This window comes from Shewanella sp. 10N.286.52.E4 (genome assembly GCF_041468785.1).
GTDB classification, from domain to species: domain Bacteria; phylum Pseudomonadota; class Gammaproteobacteria; order Enterobacterales; family Shewanellaceae; genus Shewanella; species Shewanella electrodiphila.
In genome coordinates, this window is the sequence record NZ_JBFRJJ010000017.1 from 46,498 (window position 1) to 64,671 (window position 18,174).

General features: G+C 40.7%; 16 protein-coding genes and 2 pseudogenes. 10 read left to right on the top strand and 8 right to left on the bottom strand.

What is annotated here, in order from left to right; genetic code table 11:
* Positions 1–202: 202 nt before the first annotated feature.
* The 3 genes from AB4153_RS09090 to AB4153_RS09100 form a co-directional block, all read right to left on the bottom strand.
* Complete coding sequence (locus AB4153_RS09090) at positions 203–1,033, bottom strand: hypothetical protein (RefSeq protein ID WP_371997125.1); 831 nt, start codon at positions 1,031–1,033, stop codon at positions 203–205.
* Between the two features lie 176 nt (positions 1,034–1,209).
* Positions 1,210–2,370 carry a lipase family protein gene (locus AB4153_RS09095; protein WP_371997126.1) on the bottom strand — a complete coding sequence of 387 codons (1,161 nt, stop codon included), beginning with the start codon at positions 2,368–2,370 and terminating at the stop codon, positions 1,210–1,212.
* A 23-nt stretch (positions 2,371–2,393) separates the two neighbouring features.
* The gene (locus AB4153_RS09100) at positions 2,394–2,981 is read right to left on the bottom strand and encodes a DUF6795 domain-containing protein (protein ID WP_371997128.1); all 588 of its coding nucleotides are present in this window, start codon (positions 2,979–2,981) and stop codon (positions 2,394–2,396) included.
* A gap of 406 nt (positions 2,982–3,387) precedes the next feature.
* On the opposite strand from AB4153_RS09100, the gene AB4153_RS09105 reads away from it, so the two are divergent.
* Positions 3,388–4,998 carry an ABC-F family ATPase gene (locus tag AB4153_RS09105; RefSeq protein ID WP_229369193.1) on the top strand — a complete coding sequence of 537 codons (1,611 nt, stop codon included), beginning with the start codon at positions 3,388–3,390 and terminating at the stop codon, positions 4,996–4,998.
* Positions 4,999–5,100: 102 nt separating this feature from the next.
* On the opposite strand, the gene AB4153_RS09110 is transcribed toward AB4153_RS09105, so the two are convergent.
* Positions 5,101–6,342, bottom strand: a complete 1,242-nt coding sequence (locus tag AB4153_RS09110; RefSeq protein WP_371997129.1) for a 4Fe-4S binding protein — start codon at positions 6,340–6,342, stop codon at positions 5,101–5,103.
* A 307-nt stretch (positions 6,343–6,649) separates the two neighbouring features.
* Positions 6,650–7,507 (bottom strand): PA4780 family RIO1-like protein kinase, encoded by an 858-nt coding sequence (locus tag AB4153_RS09115; RefSeq protein WP_371997180.1) that lies wholly within the window; start codon positions 7,505–7,507, stop codon positions 6,650–6,652.
* Between the two features lie 219 nt (positions 7,508–7,726).
* Here AB4153_RS09115 and AB4153_RS09120 point away from each other — a divergent pair, with 219 nt between their 5' ends.
* The 9 genes and pseudogenes from AB4153_RS09120 to AB4153_RS09160 all read left to right on the top strand — a co-directional run bounded on the left by AB4153_RS09120 (position 7,727) and on the right by AB4153_RS09160 (position 16,032).
* The gene (locus tag AB4153_RS09120) at positions 7,727–8,227 is read left to right on the top strand and encodes a VF530 family DNA-binding protein (protein WP_229369114.1); all 501 of its coding nucleotides are present in this window, start codon (positions 7,727–7,729) and stop codon (positions 8,225–8,227) included.
* A gap of 119 nt (positions 8,228–8,346) precedes the next feature.
* Positions 8,347–8,640, top strand: a complete 294-nt coding sequence (locus AB4153_RS09125) for a hypothetical protein (RefSeq protein WP_371997131.1) — start codon at positions 8,347–8,349, stop codon at positions 8,638–8,640.
* A gap of 57 nt (positions 8,641–8,697) precedes the next feature.
* Positions 8,698–10,206 (top strand): DASH family cryptochrome, encoded by a 1,509-nt coding sequence (locus tag AB4153_RS09130; protein ID WP_371997132.1) that lies wholly within the window; start codon positions 8,698–8,700, stop codon positions 10,204–10,206.
* Positions 10,199–10,372, top strand: a complete 174-nt coding sequence (locus AB4153_RS09135; RefSeq protein WP_371997133.1) for a DUF2256 domain-containing protein — start codon at positions 10,199–10,201, stop codon at positions 10,370–10,372. Before AB4153_RS09130 ends, AB4153_RS09135 begins: the two co-directional genes overlap by 8 nt.
* Positions 10,365–11,972, top strand: a pseudogene (locus tag AB4153_RS09140) (cryptochrome/photolyase family protein). The gene AB4153_RS09135 and the pseudogene AB4153_RS09140 overlap by 8 nt, the downstream one beginning before the upstream one ends.
* Before the next feature lie 73 nt (positions 11,973–12,045).
* Positions 12,046–12,732 carry a flavin reductase family protein gene (locus tag AB4153_RS09145; protein ID WP_371997181.1) on the top strand — a complete coding sequence of 229 codons (687 nt, stop codon included), beginning with the start codon at positions 12,046–12,048 and terminating at the stop codon, positions 12,730–12,732.
* Positions 12,733–12,800: 68 nt separating this feature from the next.
* Positions 12,801–13,013 (top strand): annotated as a pseudogene (locus tag AB4153_RS09150) (hypothetical protein).
* A 152-nt stretch (positions 13,014–13,165) separates the two neighbouring features.
* The gene (locus tag AB4153_RS09155; RefSeq protein ID WP_371997134.1) at positions 13,166–15,349 is read left to right on the top strand and encodes an OsmC domain/YcaO domain-containing protein; all 2,184 of its coding nucleotides are present in this window, start codon (positions 13,166–13,168) and stop codon (positions 15,347–15,349) included.
* A gap of 191 nt (positions 15,350–15,540) precedes the next feature.
* The gene (locus tag AB4153_RS09160; RefSeq protein ID WP_371997135.1) at positions 15,541–16,032 is read left to right on the top strand and encodes a tyrosine-protein phosphatase; all 492 of its coding nucleotides are present in this window, start codon (positions 15,541–15,543) and stop codon (positions 16,030–16,032) included.
* 382 nt (positions 16,033–16,414) lie between these two features.
* On the opposite strand, the gene AB4153_RS09165 is transcribed toward AB4153_RS09160, so the two are convergent.
* From AB4153_RS09165 to AB4153_RS09175, 3 genes are all read right to left on the bottom strand, one after another.
* Positions 16,415–16,891 carry a hypothetical protein gene (locus AB4153_RS09165; protein ID WP_371997136.1) on the bottom strand — a complete coding sequence of 159 codons (477 nt, stop codon included), beginning with the start codon at positions 16,889–16,891 and terminating at the stop codon, positions 16,415–16,417.
* A 100-nt stretch (positions 16,892–16,991) separates the two neighbouring features.
* Positions 16,992–17,456 carry a hypothetical protein gene (locus AB4153_RS09170; protein WP_371997138.1) on the bottom strand — a complete coding sequence of 155 codons (465 nt, stop codon included), beginning with the start codon at positions 17,454–17,456 and terminating at the stop codon, positions 16,992–16,994.
* Positions 17,457–17,528: 72 nt separating this feature from the next.
* On the bottom strand, positions 17,529–17,915 hold the full coding sequence (locus tag AB4153_RS09175) for a hypothetical protein (RefSeq protein WP_303515054.1): 387 nt from the start codon (positions 17,913–17,915) through the stop codon (positions 17,529–17,531).
* Positions 17,916–18,174 lie beyond the last annotated feature (259 nt).

The following is an 18,174-nucleotide window of genomic DNA, read 5'->3' on the forward strand; positions in this document are numbered from 1 at the left end:
ATTCCCTGTAATGGGAATGCGCTTTTATTTAAAGCAATAATAGAAACGTTCAAGGTAATTAACACCCAGTATAAATTCATTTTTAAAGGCTAATCGCTAATCGCTAATCGCTAAGGTCAAGGGGCATACATGTGCGCTGAAGCTGAAATAAGAGCGGTAAGGCTAGAATTCGATACTTGGTAGGTCATTATGTCCTTAGATGCTAGCTGGCCGCTCGATTCATCAGAGTTAACATAAAGTAAGTTATTATACTCAAAGAGATCGCGATCATGATTGCAAATCCAGAAGCAAACATGATGCCCGCTTGCGCTGAGTTATCTTCTTTTAGTTTTATTTCAATGCTGACATGGGCGGTAGTAAAAGCCAAAATTGCGCTCACAATCAAACACCACCAAAAATTGTCACTTAAAAATGGCAGAACAAAGTAAAGCATAGGGCTTGCTAAGCTAAATGCATCAAATTTTGGATTATTGATAGCTGTAAAGAGGGCATTTAGGCCCAGCACTATCAAATAACCTATGAACATCTCCCAAAAGCTTATTGATGATTGAATAGGGCTTTGTCTTTCAGAAACAGAGGCTCCTCCAATAGGGTGACTTTGGCTTGTACTTGAGTCAGATAAATGTTGTGTCACTTGGTTTATGGGCTGACTCGTATCTGGTTCGTATATAAAAAAGGCAATGAGCCCATATACAAAAAATGCTGAGACCAAATTATATACTTGCATTGAGTGCTGTTTATCATTTCCTCGAATGTGGTCTATGTATGCGTTGATGGCAATTGTCACCATTAGAATAAAGCCAAGATACAGAAATTGATCCCAGTGTGGAGCATCGAAAAAGAACACAGAAATGGGTGTTAAGCAGATGAGACTGTCAATGGTGAAGGTGTTCTTTTGGGGTTGGGTTTCGACTTGAGTATCGACTTGATCTTGATCTTGAGATTGAGTTTGAGCTTTATTTGAGCGCTGTGTGTAATATATTGAAATTAATGAGCATATTGAGACAACAACTAACCAAGTATTAAAATCCATTTTTTACTGATTCTTTATTTGCGGTAACTGTCATCTATGACTGTTACTGTTGGAAATATAAAACGAACCCAAAGGTTCGTTTCATTTCGAATAGAACTCGGCTAAATGTGTAGGAACCTAGTCCTTTGCAGCTTAGCTATTTACAATTTCACTAAAGCGTATAAGTTAAGTGCCAGTTATTTGTGAACAAATTTAATCGCTTGTTTCACGCCTTCATATAAACGCTTGAGCATTTTTTCGAATATAGTGCGGATGGTGATAAAAGTTAAATCGGTTACTACTGTGACAACTGACCCTGCAAATGCCAACATATGACCAAGTAATCCTCTTACTTCATCAGCTGCAGTTTTTGCCGCCTCTGAAATTTTAAGTAGTGTTTTTGCGATAAGGTCATATAAAGTGAGTGCCCCAGAAGCTGTGGCCTGCGCTGCTACCGCCGCATAATAACCATGTCGTTTTAACGTCGTAATCAATGCAGCACTTAAACGGTCACACCAATAATCGCTGTAACTAGCTTGATTGCGGTTCTCATAACGCAATGTCACAGGTTGCAGGAACTCATTTGCTTTAACTGATAGCTGTCCCCAGTCTTCTGTATTGGCAGTGGTCAAGTAACCAGGATTTGCCCCTGATTTTGGATCCATTCCATGTGCACTAATACGGATCCCTTGGCTATTATCAAGTCGGTACTCAGAGCCTTTAAAAGGAGCATGGATAAAAGGCCATAAAGGCACTTTAGGTACTATATCTGCGCCGTGTGTACAGCGGTGTATTTTATGAAGACGGTTAGTATTTTTTGTGGCAAAGCTGGTTTGTCCTACTCTTGGCGCTCCAAATGTATATAAATTGACGTTTGAAGCATAATTAGAGTGTGCAGCCCAGTCAGCCGTTAGAGATGCGATTGCACCACCCAGGCTATGTCCTACACAGTGAATCGCTTTGCCAGGGTTATTCTTTCGCCATTGAGTTAAAAAGGTGGCAAATTGAGGTTTCAAAGAATTAAAAGCATTATTAAAGCCTGCATGCACAATTTGACCGGCATCACTCGCAGTAAGTCCAACTTGTGCATTGGTTGCCCAATCTGCTTTTGAACTGAACTCAGTCCCTCTGACAGCGATAACCGCATCGCCTTGATATTGGCCCTTTCCGACGCCCATAGCGGCGAAACCCGAATGGCGGTTAAATATAAATCCACCAGTAGTTCCCACGCCTAACTTTTGGAATGAGAAGTTTTTATCGATGTAATTAGTACCAAAAATAGGCGATAAATTTTGGTCGATTAAGTCATATACGCTTGAAGCAAGCTCTGATGCAAGCTTGGGTGATAATTGATTCATATACATTCCTTGTATTAACTGTTTTATTCACCGTAAATTTTACGTTTTTCGATTTCTTTTTGTTCTAACTCAGGCCATCGACATAAGCTAAAAATAGTGTAACGAACAACTCCGTCTTCAAACTCTTCGTCAATGACTTCGTGACGTATTGCTTCATTTGACAGTTCACAATTGAGTTGGGACAGTCTTTCTGAAAAATAAGAGATATGGCGTATTCCGCGTGAAACGGTAGACCACAAGTAGGCATCCTCGTAGTCAGGGATGTTATTGTCAGCAAGCATAATGGCTTGAGCTACACGAGTTTCAGTGAAAGCCTTATTTGGGTGATCAGAACTCATGGTTAATTCTGGAAATACAAATTTTCCGTTTTCATCAGTACTCACAAAATCCCATTCAATTTCTTCCATGACTCCAGAGTATTTAAATCCGCGCTTTATATTCACATTACTTAATGGCTCGCCATTTAGCGTTAATCGGCCAGAAACTTCAGGAAAAACTTCTACATCTACTGCTTTTTTGAATAGGCCCAACATCGATTCCTCCGATAGGCTACTGACTGTCACAATCAGTAGTAAAATCGCAATAACGCCAGTGAAAATACGAGTATTCATAGATTCGCGCTTCCTTGCTATAAATATAAAAAAATCACTAAATTCTATCGGCTAGATAGATTGAGATCTATTATCAAAAGTAATTATTTTTGCTCTATTTATTGGGAAGAATGGTGACTATCTTATTCTTTCGATAGTTGATGACAGTGCATGATTAGTGGATTTTTTAGTGTAATGATTAGCGGAATGTTGACTATCCAGTTGAATGGCTATTTTACATTACTAATATAGGAACACGTGTTTTGCATCACATTCAGCTTATTAAATAATGCCCCGACCTAGACTTTATCATTATCTATAGCTATCTATGTTGGATTAGCTCTATCTAAAAAACTGCATACTCTGTATACTGCCGCGCTGCTTTTAAAGCTCATTTATTCGACTATTTACCCCGAGGATTGCCGTTATCATTAGTACAAACAACATCACCATGCAGTTTGGCGCTGAGCCATTGTTTGAAAACATTTCTGCTAAATTTGGCCACGGCAACCGCTACGGTCTGATCGGCGCAAATGGTTGTGGTAAATCCACCTTCATGAAAATCCTCAGTGGTGCGTTAGCACCAAGCTCTGGCAATGTCTCAATTACACCGGGCTTAAAAGTCGGTACCTTGAGCCAAGACCAGTTTGCTTTTGAGCAATACAGTGTGGTTGATACTGTGATCATGGGCGATGCAAAACTGTGGGAAGTGAAGCAAGAGCGTGATCGTATTTACTCTCTGCCTGAAATGAGCGAAGAAGACGGCATGAAAGTGGCCGATCTTGAAAGTGAGTTTGCTGAAATGGATGGCTACAGCGCAGAATCTCGTGCTGGTGAAATTCTATTAGAAGCGGGTATTGAAGAAAGCTTTCATTTTGGCTTGATGCAACAAGTTGCACCAGGCTGGAAACTCAGGGTGTTACTGGCGCAAGCATTATTCTCAAACCCAGATATTTTGCTACTTGATGAACCGACCAACAACTTGGATATTCATACCATTTCTTGGTTAGCAGGCGAGCTTAACAAGCGTAAGTGCACCATGATTATCATTTCACATGATAGACATTTCTTGAATTCAGTTTGTACTCATATGGCTGATATCGATTATGGTGAGCTGCGTGTTTATCCGGGTAACTACGAATACTTCCTTGAAGCGTCTGGCCTTATTCAAGAGCAGCTATTGGCAGGCAATGCTAAAAAGAGTGCTGAAATGGCAGAGCTGCAAGACTTTGTTAACCGTTTTGGTGCCAATGCATCTAAAGCGAAACAAGCAAGCTCACGTGCTAAAAAACTAGATAAAATCAGTTTAGATGAAGTGAAATCGTCTAGCCGTATGACGCCATCATTGCGTTTTGATGAAAGTAAAAAAATGCATCGCCAAGCATTAGTGATTGAAGAATTAGGCCATGGCTTTGATGGCGAACCGTTATTTGCTGGTGGCGATTTAATTTTAGAAGCGGGCGCTAAGCTTGCGGTTATCGGTGAAAACGGTGTGGGTAAAACCACATTGCTGCGTTGTTTAGTCAATGAGCTAGCGAACAATCACGGCACGATTAAGTGGTCTGAAAACGCTGCAATTGGTTATTGCCCGCAAGACAGCAGCAAAGACTTTGATAATGATTTATCGCTATTTGATTGGATGTCGCAGTGGCGTACCCCTAAACATAACGACCTTATGGTACGTGGTATGTTAGGTCGTTTGTTATTTACTGAAGATGACGCCAACAAGAAAGCAAAAAATTGTTCAGGTGGTGAGAAAAACCGTCTGTTATACGGCAAGTTAATGATGCAAGACATCAACGTGTTAGTCATGGATGAACCGACTAACCACATGGACATGGAAGCCATTGAAGCGTTGAACAATGCACTTAAGTTGTTTGAAGGTACGTTAATATTCGTCAGTCATGACCGTGAGTTTGTATCATCATTGGCGACGCACATTATTGATGTAAGAGATCAACAACTCGTCAGCTTCCACGGCAGTTTTGATGAATACCTAGCTAGCCAAGCTGAAGCCGCTGCACTCGCAGGTAAATAAGCACAGCAATTTAGATTTTTCCGCTGATAATAAAATGCCGCTAACTTAATGGTTAGCGGCATTTTTTATGTCAGCTTGTTCTAGACAATTTAATTTTGATAATCAGTGGCCAATACTATTGAGGTGTTGGATTAACATCATTCGGATCTCTGTTGGAGTTTCACTATGCCAAAATCCGCCGACATACGCCCAAAGTGGGATCATAAATAACAGCATTAAGACTAGGACTGCTAAGCCTCTATATGACATTACCATTCCCCATCGAGTACTAAAATGTAGCGCCTCTTTTTTAGGACAAGCTGAGATACAGTTCATGCAGGCTTGGCACTCATCATTGCGAATGGTGGTTTGGGTATGCACGATAATATTAGCGGGACATGCGCGGGTGCACTTGTCACATTTCATGCCTTTACCTTCAATAAGGCATTGCTCAGTTGTGCGGCGAATTTTAAATGGGCTTAAAAAACTAACCAGTCCAAGCAGTGCGCCATAAGGACAGATATAACGACAGAAGCCCTGTCGCTTCCAAGCCGCTATTGCCAGAATTAGGCTAAAACACATTAAGCTTATTACAGTGGGACTTAAGAAAAACAGCGCCATCTTAAGGTCGGCAACCTTGTGATAATAACCATCTAAGTAATGTGGAATACTGGCTAGTGGCATAGTGAACACTAACAAAACCAGTGCTGCTAATAGCAAGTACTTTATCATGCGCAGTATCCAGTCTAACCAGGCTGGTGGTGCAAGCTCCTGTTTGATAAAACGCTTTCTTAAGCTATATAAGTAATCGCCCGCTAACCCAAGCGGGCAGGCCCAGCCACAAAATGCACGTTTGCATAATAACCCTGTCAGTAACACCACAACTAGCATGACTGCAGCTGCTGGATGATTTTGATCCCACAGCCCTAGACCTAAAATGGCTTTAAGTTCAATACCGCCAGCAATAGGCAAAAAGGCATCACCAATATCAGGGCGTACTAACCAAGGGGTTATTTCAGCCTTTAACAATGCGGCATTGATGGCAAATTGAATCCCAACAAGCATCATCGACAGGGCGAGGGCATGCCTGATCATTTCTTTTAATTGATTGGCTTTATTGCCTTTAACGCGTTGACCGTTAACGACACCGCCTTGGGCAAGCGCTGGCTGAAACTTATTGAATAATGGTAGTAAGAGTAAAGATAAACCTAGGCCGACAAATAGTGGCCAATGCAAGCTGATAACTAGAGCTGCCATTAACAGTGCGCCACACAAAGCTGCGCCCCATTTTTGTTTACTCCAGTACAGTAAACTGATGCTGTATACCAAGGCCAATACCAAGGTGATTGATTCGATCGTGCTCATATGCTGATTTCTAAAAAGTGTGAATACTAATGAGAGTGCAGAGCGCTGGTGCTAGTTCGTTGGTTTGATTAAGGATGTGAATCAGCTCGAAAAAATAACCAATAAGTATGCAAAGTAATTGAGCTATATCACTAACCTTGGATTAACAATTGAAACAGTCTGGTATTTTGATTTTTATCTGTTAGGAATTCTTTTTAGAGCTGTTTATTTATAACCTTTAATAACAAGCTTAAATGGATGCGTTAATAAGGGCATTGCTTATTAACGCATCAGAGGGCCTCGCTATATTATTAATAGCTAAAGCTAGTTAAAACTCTTCATTTGCCTCAACAATGCGCTGTAATCTTTCTTGCTCTTCCTCTTTAGCTGCATTGATTTCTTCAAGCACTGAATCCACATCAGCGATATGTTCACTTTCAGTAAATTCGCCTGTGAGTACCGACTCTGGCGTAAGTTCACCGGCTTCAAAAAGTGCCCACATCTCTTTTGCGTATTGGGTGTTAGCAAGCTCAGGTGCAAACTGGCTGTAATACTGAGTCATGTTATTCACATCTCGGGCGAACATCCATACAGCGTTGTTGTTTGCAGCGGCATCGACAGCCTGAGGTAAGTCGATAATCACAGGGCCTTTGTCATCAACTAATACATTAAATTCAGACAGATCGCCGTGGATCAACCCCGCACACAGCATCAGTTTGGCATACTCGATCATACTGGCATGATCGCGCACAGCGTCTTCATGAGAAAACACCACATCGTTTAATCTAGGAGCCACAAAACCGTCAGTGTCGGTCACCAGCTCCATTAGCAACACGCCTGAAAAGCAGCCGTAGGGTTCAGGTACACGAACGCCTGCTGCGGCAAGCTTATACAGGGCATCCACTTCGGCATTTTGCCAAGCTTCTTCTTGCTGGTCACGGCCGAATTTAGAGCCTTTTTCCATGGCTCTGGCACGGCGGCTATTGCGGACCTTTCTTCCCTCTTGGTATTGAACAGCTTGTTTAAAGCTGCGCTTATCAACATCTTTGTAGACTTTTGCGCAGCGAATATCATCGCCGCAGCGCACTACATATACACTGGCTTCCTTGCCGCTCATTAATTGGCGCAGGACGTCGTCGACTAAGCCTTCTTCAACCAGAGGTTGGATTCGTTTGGGGATTTTCATTGCGCCGTTATACCGTAAATAGCGAGTAGATGGAATGCTCAATCAGTAGAATAGCCTTAAAAGGCTAACTTTGATTGAGATGAGGCTTTTTAGGATAAACATAGGTTGATGATAGCTATGCTAGGTAGTTGCTTGCTATCATTGCTATCTTACTCAATGCTTATTAGCATTATTTAAATCGAACGATTGATAGCAAATTGGCAGTTAATAGGATCTTTCATGATTGAATTACAGCAAAATAACCCACTACATGGTTTAAAGTCAGAAACCATGGTGTCAGAGCTAGTGGACTTTTATGATTGGAAGATTTTGTACGCAGCGCTGCGTTTAGAGTGTTTTAACAATAATCCTAGCATGGAGTCATGCCTTAAGTTTTTAAAGAAAACTGAATGGGCGAGGGAACGTGTTGAAAGCTTTTATTTATATCGTTTTAAAAGTATGCCTAAAGGTAGTGCGGCTCAGTTTGAATTAAAGCCTCGCGAACGTGGTTTTGCTGACGGTATTGTGCCTCGCAAACCACAAGAATTAACCGTTGAGTTGATTGCAGAAATGCGTGAAAAAGCCACTGCTGACTATGAAGAAATGAAGCGTAATAATAATGATCGCCCTAAGCAGTACGGCAAAGATAAGCCAAGAGCACAGGACGGTTACGCGCAAAACAAACCTAAAGGCAATCGCCCAGCACCATCACAAGACCCGTCTAACCCTTGGGGTAAGTAGAGCAACCGTTGCATATCAGCTGCTAAGTAGCAGCTGATTAAAGTTAATCGTTTTATTATTAATTGAGCTAATATAATAACCAAAGTTCAATACTGAATAAGAATGAGGAATAATCAGCGATGATAAAAGCATCAACACTGATTGTAATGCTCAGGATCAGTATTTGCTGTGGTATCAGTCTTATCTTACTCGGTATTTACCTGCATAACTTTAATCATACTGTCGAGCTGATGGGCATTAAAGGCATTATCCTCAGCGCCATGTGTGTTGCCTTTGGTATGGTGTTATCACTGCCGACGAAAATGTATTTAACCTTGCTACTGGTTAATCACGAAAATCATCAGCGTGAACTTGAATCTGCAAATTCACAGCAAGATAAAACGTCTCAAGCCCAACCTAAATCATCTAAGTAAACCTTTCCCCTTTCTGGTTCGTATCAAAGATATGTTTGAATCATCTTTGGGTATATTTTGTCAGAAGAACGCTCCTTATTTGTATTTACTCAAGATCTCCGCTTGCAGGATAATTTGGCGCTAAATGCGTTATTTGTCGATGTCTTAACATCAGAGTCTCAGCGGAAAACTGAATTACCCGTAGCGTTTGCTTATGTGTTCGATGAACGCTGGTTCAAATCCATTCGATACCAGCAACAATCCATGGGACAGCATAAGCTGTCATTTTTGCTGCAATCGTTAGCAGACTTGCAGCAGCAACTTGAATCATTAGGGCACACGCTGCATTTATGCATTGGCGACCCTGTTACTGTTATTAGCGATTTAGTGCAGCAAAATAGCATCAAAACCCTAGGGTACAGTAAACAAGTGGGCTGGGATGAAAGGCAAATATGGCAACAAGTCGCTAAGCGACAACCTCAATTACGGTTAATATCAGAATGGAATAATAGATTATTCAACCAACAGCAAATTACCCCTTATGTAAATGCGATGACGAGCTTCTCGCAATTTCGCCGAAAAGTTGAAAAAACAGGGCTATCAGTCGAGCAGCCTTGCAACACATTTAATGGTATTAGTACGCAGTCTATAACGTTAATAAGTGAAGCATTAACCGATTTAAGCCAATTTCAAGCAACGAAGTCGGCGTTGCTTTCTGGTGGTGAGCAAGCGGCTCAACAGCACGTATCACACTACTTTTCAAAATCTTACCCCAGCGAATATAAACAGACTCGTAATGAATTAGATGGCATTGAAAACTCGACTAAATTTAGCCCTTTCCTCGCTATGGGAAATATATCAGCACGGCAAATATGGGCGCAGCTTAAACAATATGAGCAAATTCACGGTGCTAACGATTCCACTTATTGGATAGGGTTTGAATTGCTATGGCGTGAGTATTTTCATTGGTTAGCAATGCAACACGGAACTCAGCTTTATCGCTTTAAAGGCCAAGCGGCTAAGCCGCCATTAACCAGCTTTCTTCCAGAGCGATTTACCAAATGGTGTTTAGGTAGCACTCCTTATCCATTAGTGAATGCCTGCATGAAGCAACTGAACAGCACTGGGTATATGTCAAATCGAGGCAGGCAAATTGTGGCCAGTTGTTTAGTCAATGAACTGGGTGTTGATTGGCGTTTTGGCGCAGCCTACTTTGAGCAACAGCTGATTGATTATGATGTGGCATCCAATTGGGGCAATTGGCAATACATTGCAGGAGTTGGCGTCGATCCTCGTGGAGGGCGGCACTTCAATATCGAAAAACAGACTCAGCAATATGATCCAAACGGTGACTTTATTGCTCGTTGGTGTTCGTCACCCAATGATTGCAGCCTTGATATCACACATCTGGATTCAGTAGATATTGATGACTGGCCTATTGATTGCGAGCTTATTGATTGCGAGCCTATTGATTCCAAGCCTATTGATTCCAAGCTTATTAAACACAGGCCTATTGAAGATGTTCTAGTGGATAAAAAGTCGCATAGTAAGAGCAAGTTAAATAAGCGTGACTTTCACCATGAATAAGGCCTGTCGTGAAAAATCTGCGAGCAGAACGTCATTTGCTGATAAGACTTGCCCTGTCTGTTTGCGACCATTTAGCTGGCGTAAAAAGTGGCACAAAGACTGGGCTAATGTGAAGTATTGCTCTAAGCGATGTGCTGGTGAGCGTAACAGGAGTAAGCATGATTAAAGCGAAACGTTTACGTCTTATTCTTGGCGATCAGCTTAATGCTTCACATTCTTGGTTTGCAGATAAACATCCTGACACTGTTTATCTCATCGCTGAGCTAAAGCAAGAGGCAAACTATACTCGTCATCACGGACAAAAAATCTGCGCATTTTTTGCAGCCATGGAACAATTTGCACAAGCACTTAGGCAAGCTGGGCATCAGGTATTGCACTTGACCTTAGATGATACCGCTTTGTACTCAGATGCTTTGTACTCAGATGCTTTGTATTCAGATCTTGTGGAGTTACTCAATAGGTTATTTATTCAATATGGTATCAAGCAATTTGAATATCAGTTGCCAGATGAGTATCGCTTAAGGGAGCAATTGCGTTGTTTTTGTGCAAGTCATGCAATTGAAAGTTTGGCCTATGAAAGCGAACATTTTTATCTGTCTGATGCTGAATTAAGTCATGATTTTAAAGCATCAACAAAGCATAGGATGGAGCACTTTTATCGCAAAATGAGGAAACGGTTTAACTTATTAATGGAAGGGCAGGAGCCAGCGGGAGGTAAATGGAATTTTGATGCGGATAACCGCCAAAAACTTAAATCAAATGACTTGCCTGATATTCCTGAGCCGCTTATTTTCGAGAATGATGTTAGTGCGATTATCGACAGGATAACGCGGCATAACATCAAAATAATAGGGCGGATGTCATCTCGCTTACTTTGGCCAGTAACACGCCAGCAATCGATTCAATTACTAGAGCATTTTTGCCGTCATTGCTTAATTCGTTTCGGAACGTTTCAAGATGCAATGACCTCAAAAGCAGATACCTTGTTAGCACAGCGTCAATGGAGCTTATATCACAGCAGGCTATCGTTTGCGTTGAACAGCAAAATACTCAGTCCACAGCGAGTTATTGATACCGCTATTGGTTTTTATCAGCAAAGCCTGCATGGCGATAACCCCATTTCTCTCGCGCAAATTGAAGGCTTTGTTAGGCAAATTTTGGGATGGCGTGAATTTGTTCGGGGGATTTATTGGGCCAATATGCCTGTATATGGTCAACTAAATCATTTGGATGCTACACGCAATTTACCTCAATAGTTTTGGGATGCTAATACCAAAATGAACTGCCAGCATCATGCGGTCAAACAATCCCTTGATTATGCTTATGCCCATCATATTCAGCGGTTGATGGTCACGGGTAATTTTTGTCTAATTACTGGCATTAACCCTGATGAAGTCGATGATTGGTATTTAGGTGTTTATATCGATGCCATTGAATGGGTTGAAATGCCTAATACTAGAGGCATGAGCCAGTTCGCTGATGGCGGTATTGTTGGCTCAAAAGCCTATGCTGCCAGTGGTAACTACATCAATAGAATGAGCGACTATTGCTCAAGTTGCCATTACAAAGTCAATAAAATCGATACTGATGATGCATGCCCGCTAAATTCTTTATATTGGCACTTTATGGACAAACATCAACACAGTTTTAATGGTAATCCGCGAACAAGAATGGTGTATGCCAACTGGCTTAAAAAGCCACAGGCTGATAAGGCTCGTATTCTAGAACATGCTCAAGGGTTATTAGCTAATCTAGACGCGCTTTAATTGGGACGATAAGTCACATAAATTAAAATAATCCAACCAGTTATATCAAAAATAGTGAGTTAAACAGATGACAATGAAACATTTCAGCACAAAGGCAATAGGCGAGTTAGAGTCACGACAGCGAGCGCGCTTTATTAATAGTTTGTCAGGGTTTAAAAGTGCAAATTTGGTTGGCACTATCGATAATAAAGGGGTTACCAATGTGTCGATAGTGAGCTCAGTGTTTCATATTGGTGCATCGCCCGCGTTGTTGGGCATGATCATCAGGCCCACAGCTGTTCAGGTTAAAGAACAGGCGCAAACAGCAACTCACCCTCAATCTGTTCCAAGGGATACTTTAGCCAATATTGAGCAAACAGGAGTCTATACTCTTAATCATGTATGCGTAGATATATACCAACAAGCGCACCAAACTTCAGCGCGATATGATACTGAGGTTTCAGAATTTGATGCTGTTGGTCTGACAGAAAGTTACTTAGACGGTGTCGCTGCTCCCTTTGTGTTAGAAAGTCAGCTTAAATTTTCATTATCGGTAAGAGAAATCACGCCGCTAAAAATTAACAACACGATATTAATTATCGGGGAAGTGACCCAGGTTTTAGTGGATGATAAAGCGGTAAAAGCTGATGGTTATATCGATATTGAAGCGCTTAATACTACTGCAATATCAGGGCTTGATAGTTATCATGTTACTGAAAGATTAACCCGCCTCAGTTATGCCAAAGCAGATCAAATATTGTCAAAAATAGCGAATTCATAGGGCCTGTTGATCTTTGCTGGTTAAGTTTTGTTCGAAATAAAAGCGTTTTAATCGAGACGGATGAGTTGATGCCTAGTCATCTAAGCAAAATTCATCCAACAAAGAGTAAAACGCTTTTAGTCGAACCCTTTGGGCAGCGTTTGTTGGCCATTTTTACTGCGTTATCGACTTATTATGTAGAATAACTACACTACAAAGTCTCTGCCTTGTATAAACAGCCAACAACTCGCTGCAAAAACAACCTTGAAAGATCAACAGACCCTAAGCTAAATAGTGTCTAACAAGGTTAATATTTTCCTTTGTTGGATTTTTATTTTAATTAACCCAAGACTAATGCGCTAAAAACACCGATAATTCACCCTAATTCGATAGATAAGCGCGATCGTTAGCGCTGTTTTAACTATATTTTGCTAGTCAGTTGTGGGTGTATTCAATGGAAATCAAAGTTAACTTTCTCGATAACTTAAGGCTTGAAGCCAAGTTTGACGATTTTACGGTCACGGCCGATCAGCCGATTCGCTATAAAGGTGATGGCACTGCGCCAAGTCCGTTTGATTATTTCCTTGCATCATCTGCGCTGTGTGCGGCGTACTTTATCAAGGTGTATTGTAAGGCGCGTGATATTTCTACTGACAATATTCGCTTGTCGCAAAATAATATTGTCGACCCTGAAGATCGTTATAACCAGATCTTTCAAATTCAGGTTGAACTGCCTGATGATATTTCTGAAAAAGATCGCACCGGGATCTTGCGCTCAATTGATCGTTGTACAGTGAAGAAAGTTGTACAAACCAGTCCAGAATTTAAAGTTGAAACCGTTGAAAACCTCGATGCAGATGCCAATGCAATGCTAATGGGTCAACCTGACGGTGACGAAAGCACCTTCATTCTAGGTAAAGATTTACCCCTAGAAGAAACCATTAAAAACATGACGGGCATGCTAGCCGACCTTGGGATGAAAATTGAAATCTCATCTTGGCGTAACATAGTGCCAAACGTGTGGTCATTACATATCCGTGATGCTGCATCGCCAATGTGTTTCACCAATGGTAAAGGCGCAACCAAAGAAAGTGCATTATGTTCAGCGTTAGGCGAATTTATTGAACGCTTAAATTGTAACTTCTTCTATAACGATCAGTTCTTTGGCAATGAGATCGCTAATAGCGAATTCGTACATTACCCAAATGAAAAGTGGTTTGAGCTTGAAGAAGATGATGCGCTGCCTAAGGGGATTTTGGATGAGTACACGCTAGATATCTACAACCCAGATGAAGAGCTACATGGCTCGCATTTGATTGATACTAACTCAGGTAATATTGAGCGTGGGATTTGTACGATCCCTTATACTCGTCATTCTGATGGCGAAACGGTGTATTTCCCGTCAAACTTAATTGAAAACTTATTCTTAAGTAACGGCATGAGCGCGGGTAATAACCTGCAAGAAGCCCAAGTTCAGTGTTTATCAGAAATCTTTGAACGCGCAGTTAAGCGTCAAATCATTGAGCAAGAAATAGTCCTGCCAGATGTGCCAATGTCAGTGCTTGAGAAATACCCAAGTATTCTTGCGGGTATTAAAGGCTTAGAAGATCAAGGCTTCCCAGTTGTTGTTAAAGACGCCTCACTGGGTGGTGAATTCCCAGTCATGTGTGTCACCTTAATGAACCCGAAAACTGGCGGTGTATTTGCTTCATTCGGCGCGCATCCAAGCTTTGAAGTCGCATTAGAACGAAGCCTTACTGAATTACTACAAGGTCGCAGTTTTGAAGGGTTAAACGATGTCCCTAAGCCTACGTTTAACAGCATGGCTGTTAGTGAGCCTGAAAACTTTGTTGAGCACTTTATTGATTCAACGGGTGTTATTTCATGGCGTTTCTTTAGCAGTAATCACGACTACGAATTTTGCGAGTGGGATTTCTCTGGCACCTCAGAGGAAGAAGCTAACGGCTTGTTTGGCATTTTAGAAGCGTTAGGCAAAGAAGTTTATACCGCTGAATTTGATCAATTAGGCGCGTCAGCATGTCGTATGTTGGTACCTGATTTTTCTGAAGTGTACCCAGTAGAAGACTTAATCTGGGATAACACCAATAAAGCGTTGGATTACCGCGAAGATATTTTAAATCTGCACTCATTATCGGATGAAGAGCTGGTGGATTTAGTGAATCGTTTAGATGAAAGTCAGCAAGATAACTACACTGACATTCGCACCATGATTGGCATTGTATTTGATGAAAATACCGTGTGGGGACAGCTGACTATTATGGAGCTGAAAATCCTTATTTACCTAGCATTGGGTGCCCATGAAGAAGCCAGCGAATTGGTCGGTGACTTCTTACAGTTTAACGATAACACGGTTGAACGTGGCTTGTTCTATCAAGCGGTAAACGCCGTACTTGAAATTGAACTAGAAGAAGACCTTGAGCTTGAGCATTACCTTCATAACTTCAATCGTATGTTCGGGGAAGAAGTGATGGAAAATGTTGTCGGCAGTGTAAACGGTAGCGTGCGTTTTTATGGTTTAACTAAAACCAGCATGAACCTTGAAGGGATTGAGCCGCATTTACGTCTGATTGAAAGCTATAAAAAGCTGCATCAAGCGCGTAAGTTGGCTGCTAAGTAATCTACATTCAGCCAATGTATTAACGATAAAAGCGAACCTCAAGGTTCGCTTTTTTATTTGCTGCATTATAAGTGGTTGAACATGTATCAGTGTTTGTAAAAATATGAAATCGGCTTTTGTCATAATACTGATGCGAGCTTTGGATTATAATAGGCCCATACGTTTGCCCTTCATCATTTAGGAATATGTTTATGTCTTCACACCCATTTGACGCCTTAACCTTAGACAATGGCGCACAACTGATTTTTACCCCTTGTCCTGGTACTAAAGAGGCCTCATTAACTGATTCAGTTGCTACCTTAAAGCAAGCTGGTACTGATATGCTGCTGACGTTAATGTTTGATAAAGAAATGGTGGCTAATAATGCTGAGTCTTTACCGAATGTCTGCGCTGAGAATGATATTCGCTGGATTCAATTACCTATTCTTGACGATGCAGCGCCTAATGAAGTATTTGAAGCAGCGTGGCAAACGCACAAAGATGAAATACTTGAGCTAGTCTCACAAAAAGGCACCATTGCCGTTCACTGTAAAGGCGGCACTGGGCGTACAGGTTTAGTGATCGGTTTAATCATGTTGGCACATGGCATACCAGCCGATAAGGTGATTGCTGAAGTGCAAAATATTCGCCCTAAAGCGCTTAAAAATCCTGTGCAAGTGGCTTATTTTAACCGTTACACGTAAAGCCAACATTGAAGCGTTTAGTGATTGAATTAATCACTTGATAGATTAGTTTTTTAGACTTTTTCAGAGATTTGTCTAAAGGTTTTACTAGAGATTTTACTAAAAATTTTATTAGATTATCTTGCAAAGCTTTTTCAAATAGCCAAAAGTCAGAATGGACTTGTTCTGACCTTTGGATTGTATAAATTACCCACTGATGCGCGGTAAATATCCATTTTAAAGCCGTAATGCTGGATTAACTAACAATCATTGTTTAGTTAAAAATCTGCTGACCGACCATCGCAATTTCCTACCAGTGAGCTGTTTTTATCAGAGAACACTGGTAGGTTGATTAGTGCTAGATTTGGAAGAGCCGGCAGGGGGCATTTTTAAAAGACTTTAATTAGACGTCAGCTGTTTCAATGTTTTCAATGATCTTTGATTTGTTGTCATCTTCTGGATTAATTTTGAAGCTTTTATAAAGTGAAACAAGGATAAGTGTTGAAAAGACGATCATCACAAGCAACTTAACGACTGCAATGTTTGCAAACATTCCCCATGTTTCTAGCACATCACTTGAAAGAGTTACGACTAAACTGATTAAGCTAGTTAGTAAAAAGTATCCCCACACGACACCACAGATGTAATAACCTTTCTCCATTCCTTTATAAAGCATAATGCCACCAATTATTCCGCCAATGCCTCTTACTATCACTGTGAGCAGAATGTTAATAGTTACTAAATTCAATGAAAGTCCTCCCCAAACGCCTGTGGTAGATTCTCGAACATCAGGTATGCTTAATATCGCTACAATAGCCAATAAAGCAGGTAGCCCGAATAAGACAGTAATAATTCCAAGTCCTTTTTTTGGTTGTTTCATCTATATTTCCTTTTAGAATGATACAGCCCCTTATGGAGCCATTTGTTGCTTGCTGAAATCTGTAGGTAGCTAAATGTAGCTAAGCTTTTAAAAATTCATTTCAAACGCTTTGATTTGGTTTTGGTGAACATTGCTGCCACAAGCGCTTTGTTCCCAAAAGATAGTATGTGCCATAGAAACAGCAAACTATGGAACTAACTAGCCAGAAAGTGATGGAGTTTTGATGTACAACAGGATCAGAAGTAAAGAAGGGGACGATTAATCCAGCCACCCCACGAATTAAGTAGACCGAGGTAATTAATACTAAGCATGTTTTTAATAAGGGCAGTTTACATATTAAGCCAGCACCAGAGAATGCATAAAGCCCCCATACACAAAGAATGGCAGAGATAACCAATGTGACTATCGTTGGATATGAATCACCTGCAGCTGCCATTTGTGCCATTCTTTCACCAGCACCAAAAAAGCGATACCAGTCTGGCCCGCCAAAGATACAGCTAATGTGAAGTAAAGCCGCTAAGAAACTTAAGCAACCTGCAATGATAAGTAGATTATTTTTATGCATGCTAATCCTTTAGGTACATAAGTTGTCGTTAACAGAAACTATCGACAGTATTTTTCTGATTAGAAGTGATTGTTAAATGTGCTTTATTAAGCACAGCCCAAAGTTGCACAACATTTTTTGGCATTGCTTTATATACATTTCAGAATGCATTTCAGCAGAAATATAAGCAAATTGGTCATTATTACCATCAATGTGTTTAATTGCATTCTTTGAATAATTAAATTTTTTTAAAGCGACTTTAGGCTTAGAAAAAAACTTAGGGTTTGAATCATGGAAGTCTTTAAGCATTAACTTCAAATTTCCATGAGAACTTTCAAGGTTATTAATTTCACATAATCCTGACAGTAATTCTGATGCTGTGGCAGATAAGTGTAAGCTTGAATGAAAACGCTTAGCTTTATATAGGTCAATTGCATCTTCAAGCATATCCATTGCAATGTCACCTTTATGGATTTTCATATAGTTAATGTGGTCCAGTGAGATATAACATCTGTTTTGTTTGCATGCATATAAAGCTGAGCAATGCGCATGTGCATTTAATAAACCTATTATTTAAGCTTTATACAGCAAAGCTATTGATTAATAAGCACTCTATCAGAGTCATGTTGAATAAACGAGATTAATAGGAAGTGATTTCCCAAACTTAGTTTGAATTAAGGTCATGGCGCTTCGTCCCCATGTTTTGCAAAGAGTGACGAAAGGGAAACAACAGCATTTC

Excerpts from the sequence above, each read along its gene's own strand:
- AB4153_RS09120 (WP_229369114.1), top strand. The coding sequence starts at position 7,727 with ATGATTGAATTACAGCAAAATAACCCACTACATGGTTTAAAGTCAGAA.
- AB4153_RS09145 (WP_371997181.1), top strand. The coding sequence starts at position 12,046 with ATGAAACATTTCAGCACAAAGGCAATAGGCGAGTTAGAGTCACGACAG.
- AB4153_RS09135 (WP_371997133.1), top strand. The coding sequence starts at position 10,199 with ATGAATAAGGCCTGTCGTGAAAAATCTGCGAGCAGAACGTCATTTGCT.
- AB4153_RS09160 (WP_371997135.1), top strand. The coding sequence starts at position 15,541 with ATGTCTTCACACCCATTTGACGCCTTAACCTTAGACAATGGCGCACAA.
- AB4153_RS09165 (WP_371997136.1), bottom strand. The coding sequence starts at position 16,891 with ATGAAACAACCAAAAAAAGGACTTGGAATTATTACTGTCTTATTCGGG.
- AB4153_RS09100 (WP_371997128.1), bottom strand. The coding sequence starts at position 2,981 with ATGAATACTCGTATTTTCACTGGCGTTATTGCGATTTTACTACTGATT.
- AB4153_RS09155 (WP_371997134.1), top strand. The coding sequence starts at position 13,166 with ATGGAAATCAAAGTTAACTTTCTCGATAACTTAAGGCTTGAAGCCAAG.
- AB4153_RS09110 (WP_371997129.1), bottom strand. The coding sequence starts at position 6,342 with ATGAGCACGATCGAATCAATCACCTTGGTATTGGCCTTGGTATACAGC.
- AB4153_RS09175 (WP_303515054.1), bottom strand. The coding sequence starts at position 17,915 with ATGAAAATCCATAAAGGTGACATTGCAATGGATATGCTTGAAGATGCA.
- AB4153_RS09125 (WP_371997131.1), top strand. The coding sequence starts at position 8,347 with ATGATAAAAGCATCAACACTGATTGTAATGCTCAGGATCAGTATTTGC.
- AB4153_RS09090 (WP_371997125.1), bottom strand. The coding sequence starts at position 1,033 with ATGGATTTTAATACTTGGTTAGTTGTTGTCTCAATATGCTCATTAATT.
- AB4153_RS09170 (WP_371997138.1), bottom strand. The coding sequence starts at position 17,456 with ATGCATAAAAATAATCTACTTATCATTGCAGGTTGCTTAAGTTTCTTA.
- AB4153_RS09095 (WP_371997126.1), bottom strand. The coding sequence starts at position 2,370 with ATGAATCAATTATCACCCAAGCTTGCATCAGAGCTTGCTTCAAGCGTA.
- AB4153_RS09115 (WP_371997180.1), bottom strand. The coding sequence starts at position 7,507 with ATGAAAATCCCCAAACGAATCCAACCTCTGGTTGAAGAAGGCTTAGTC.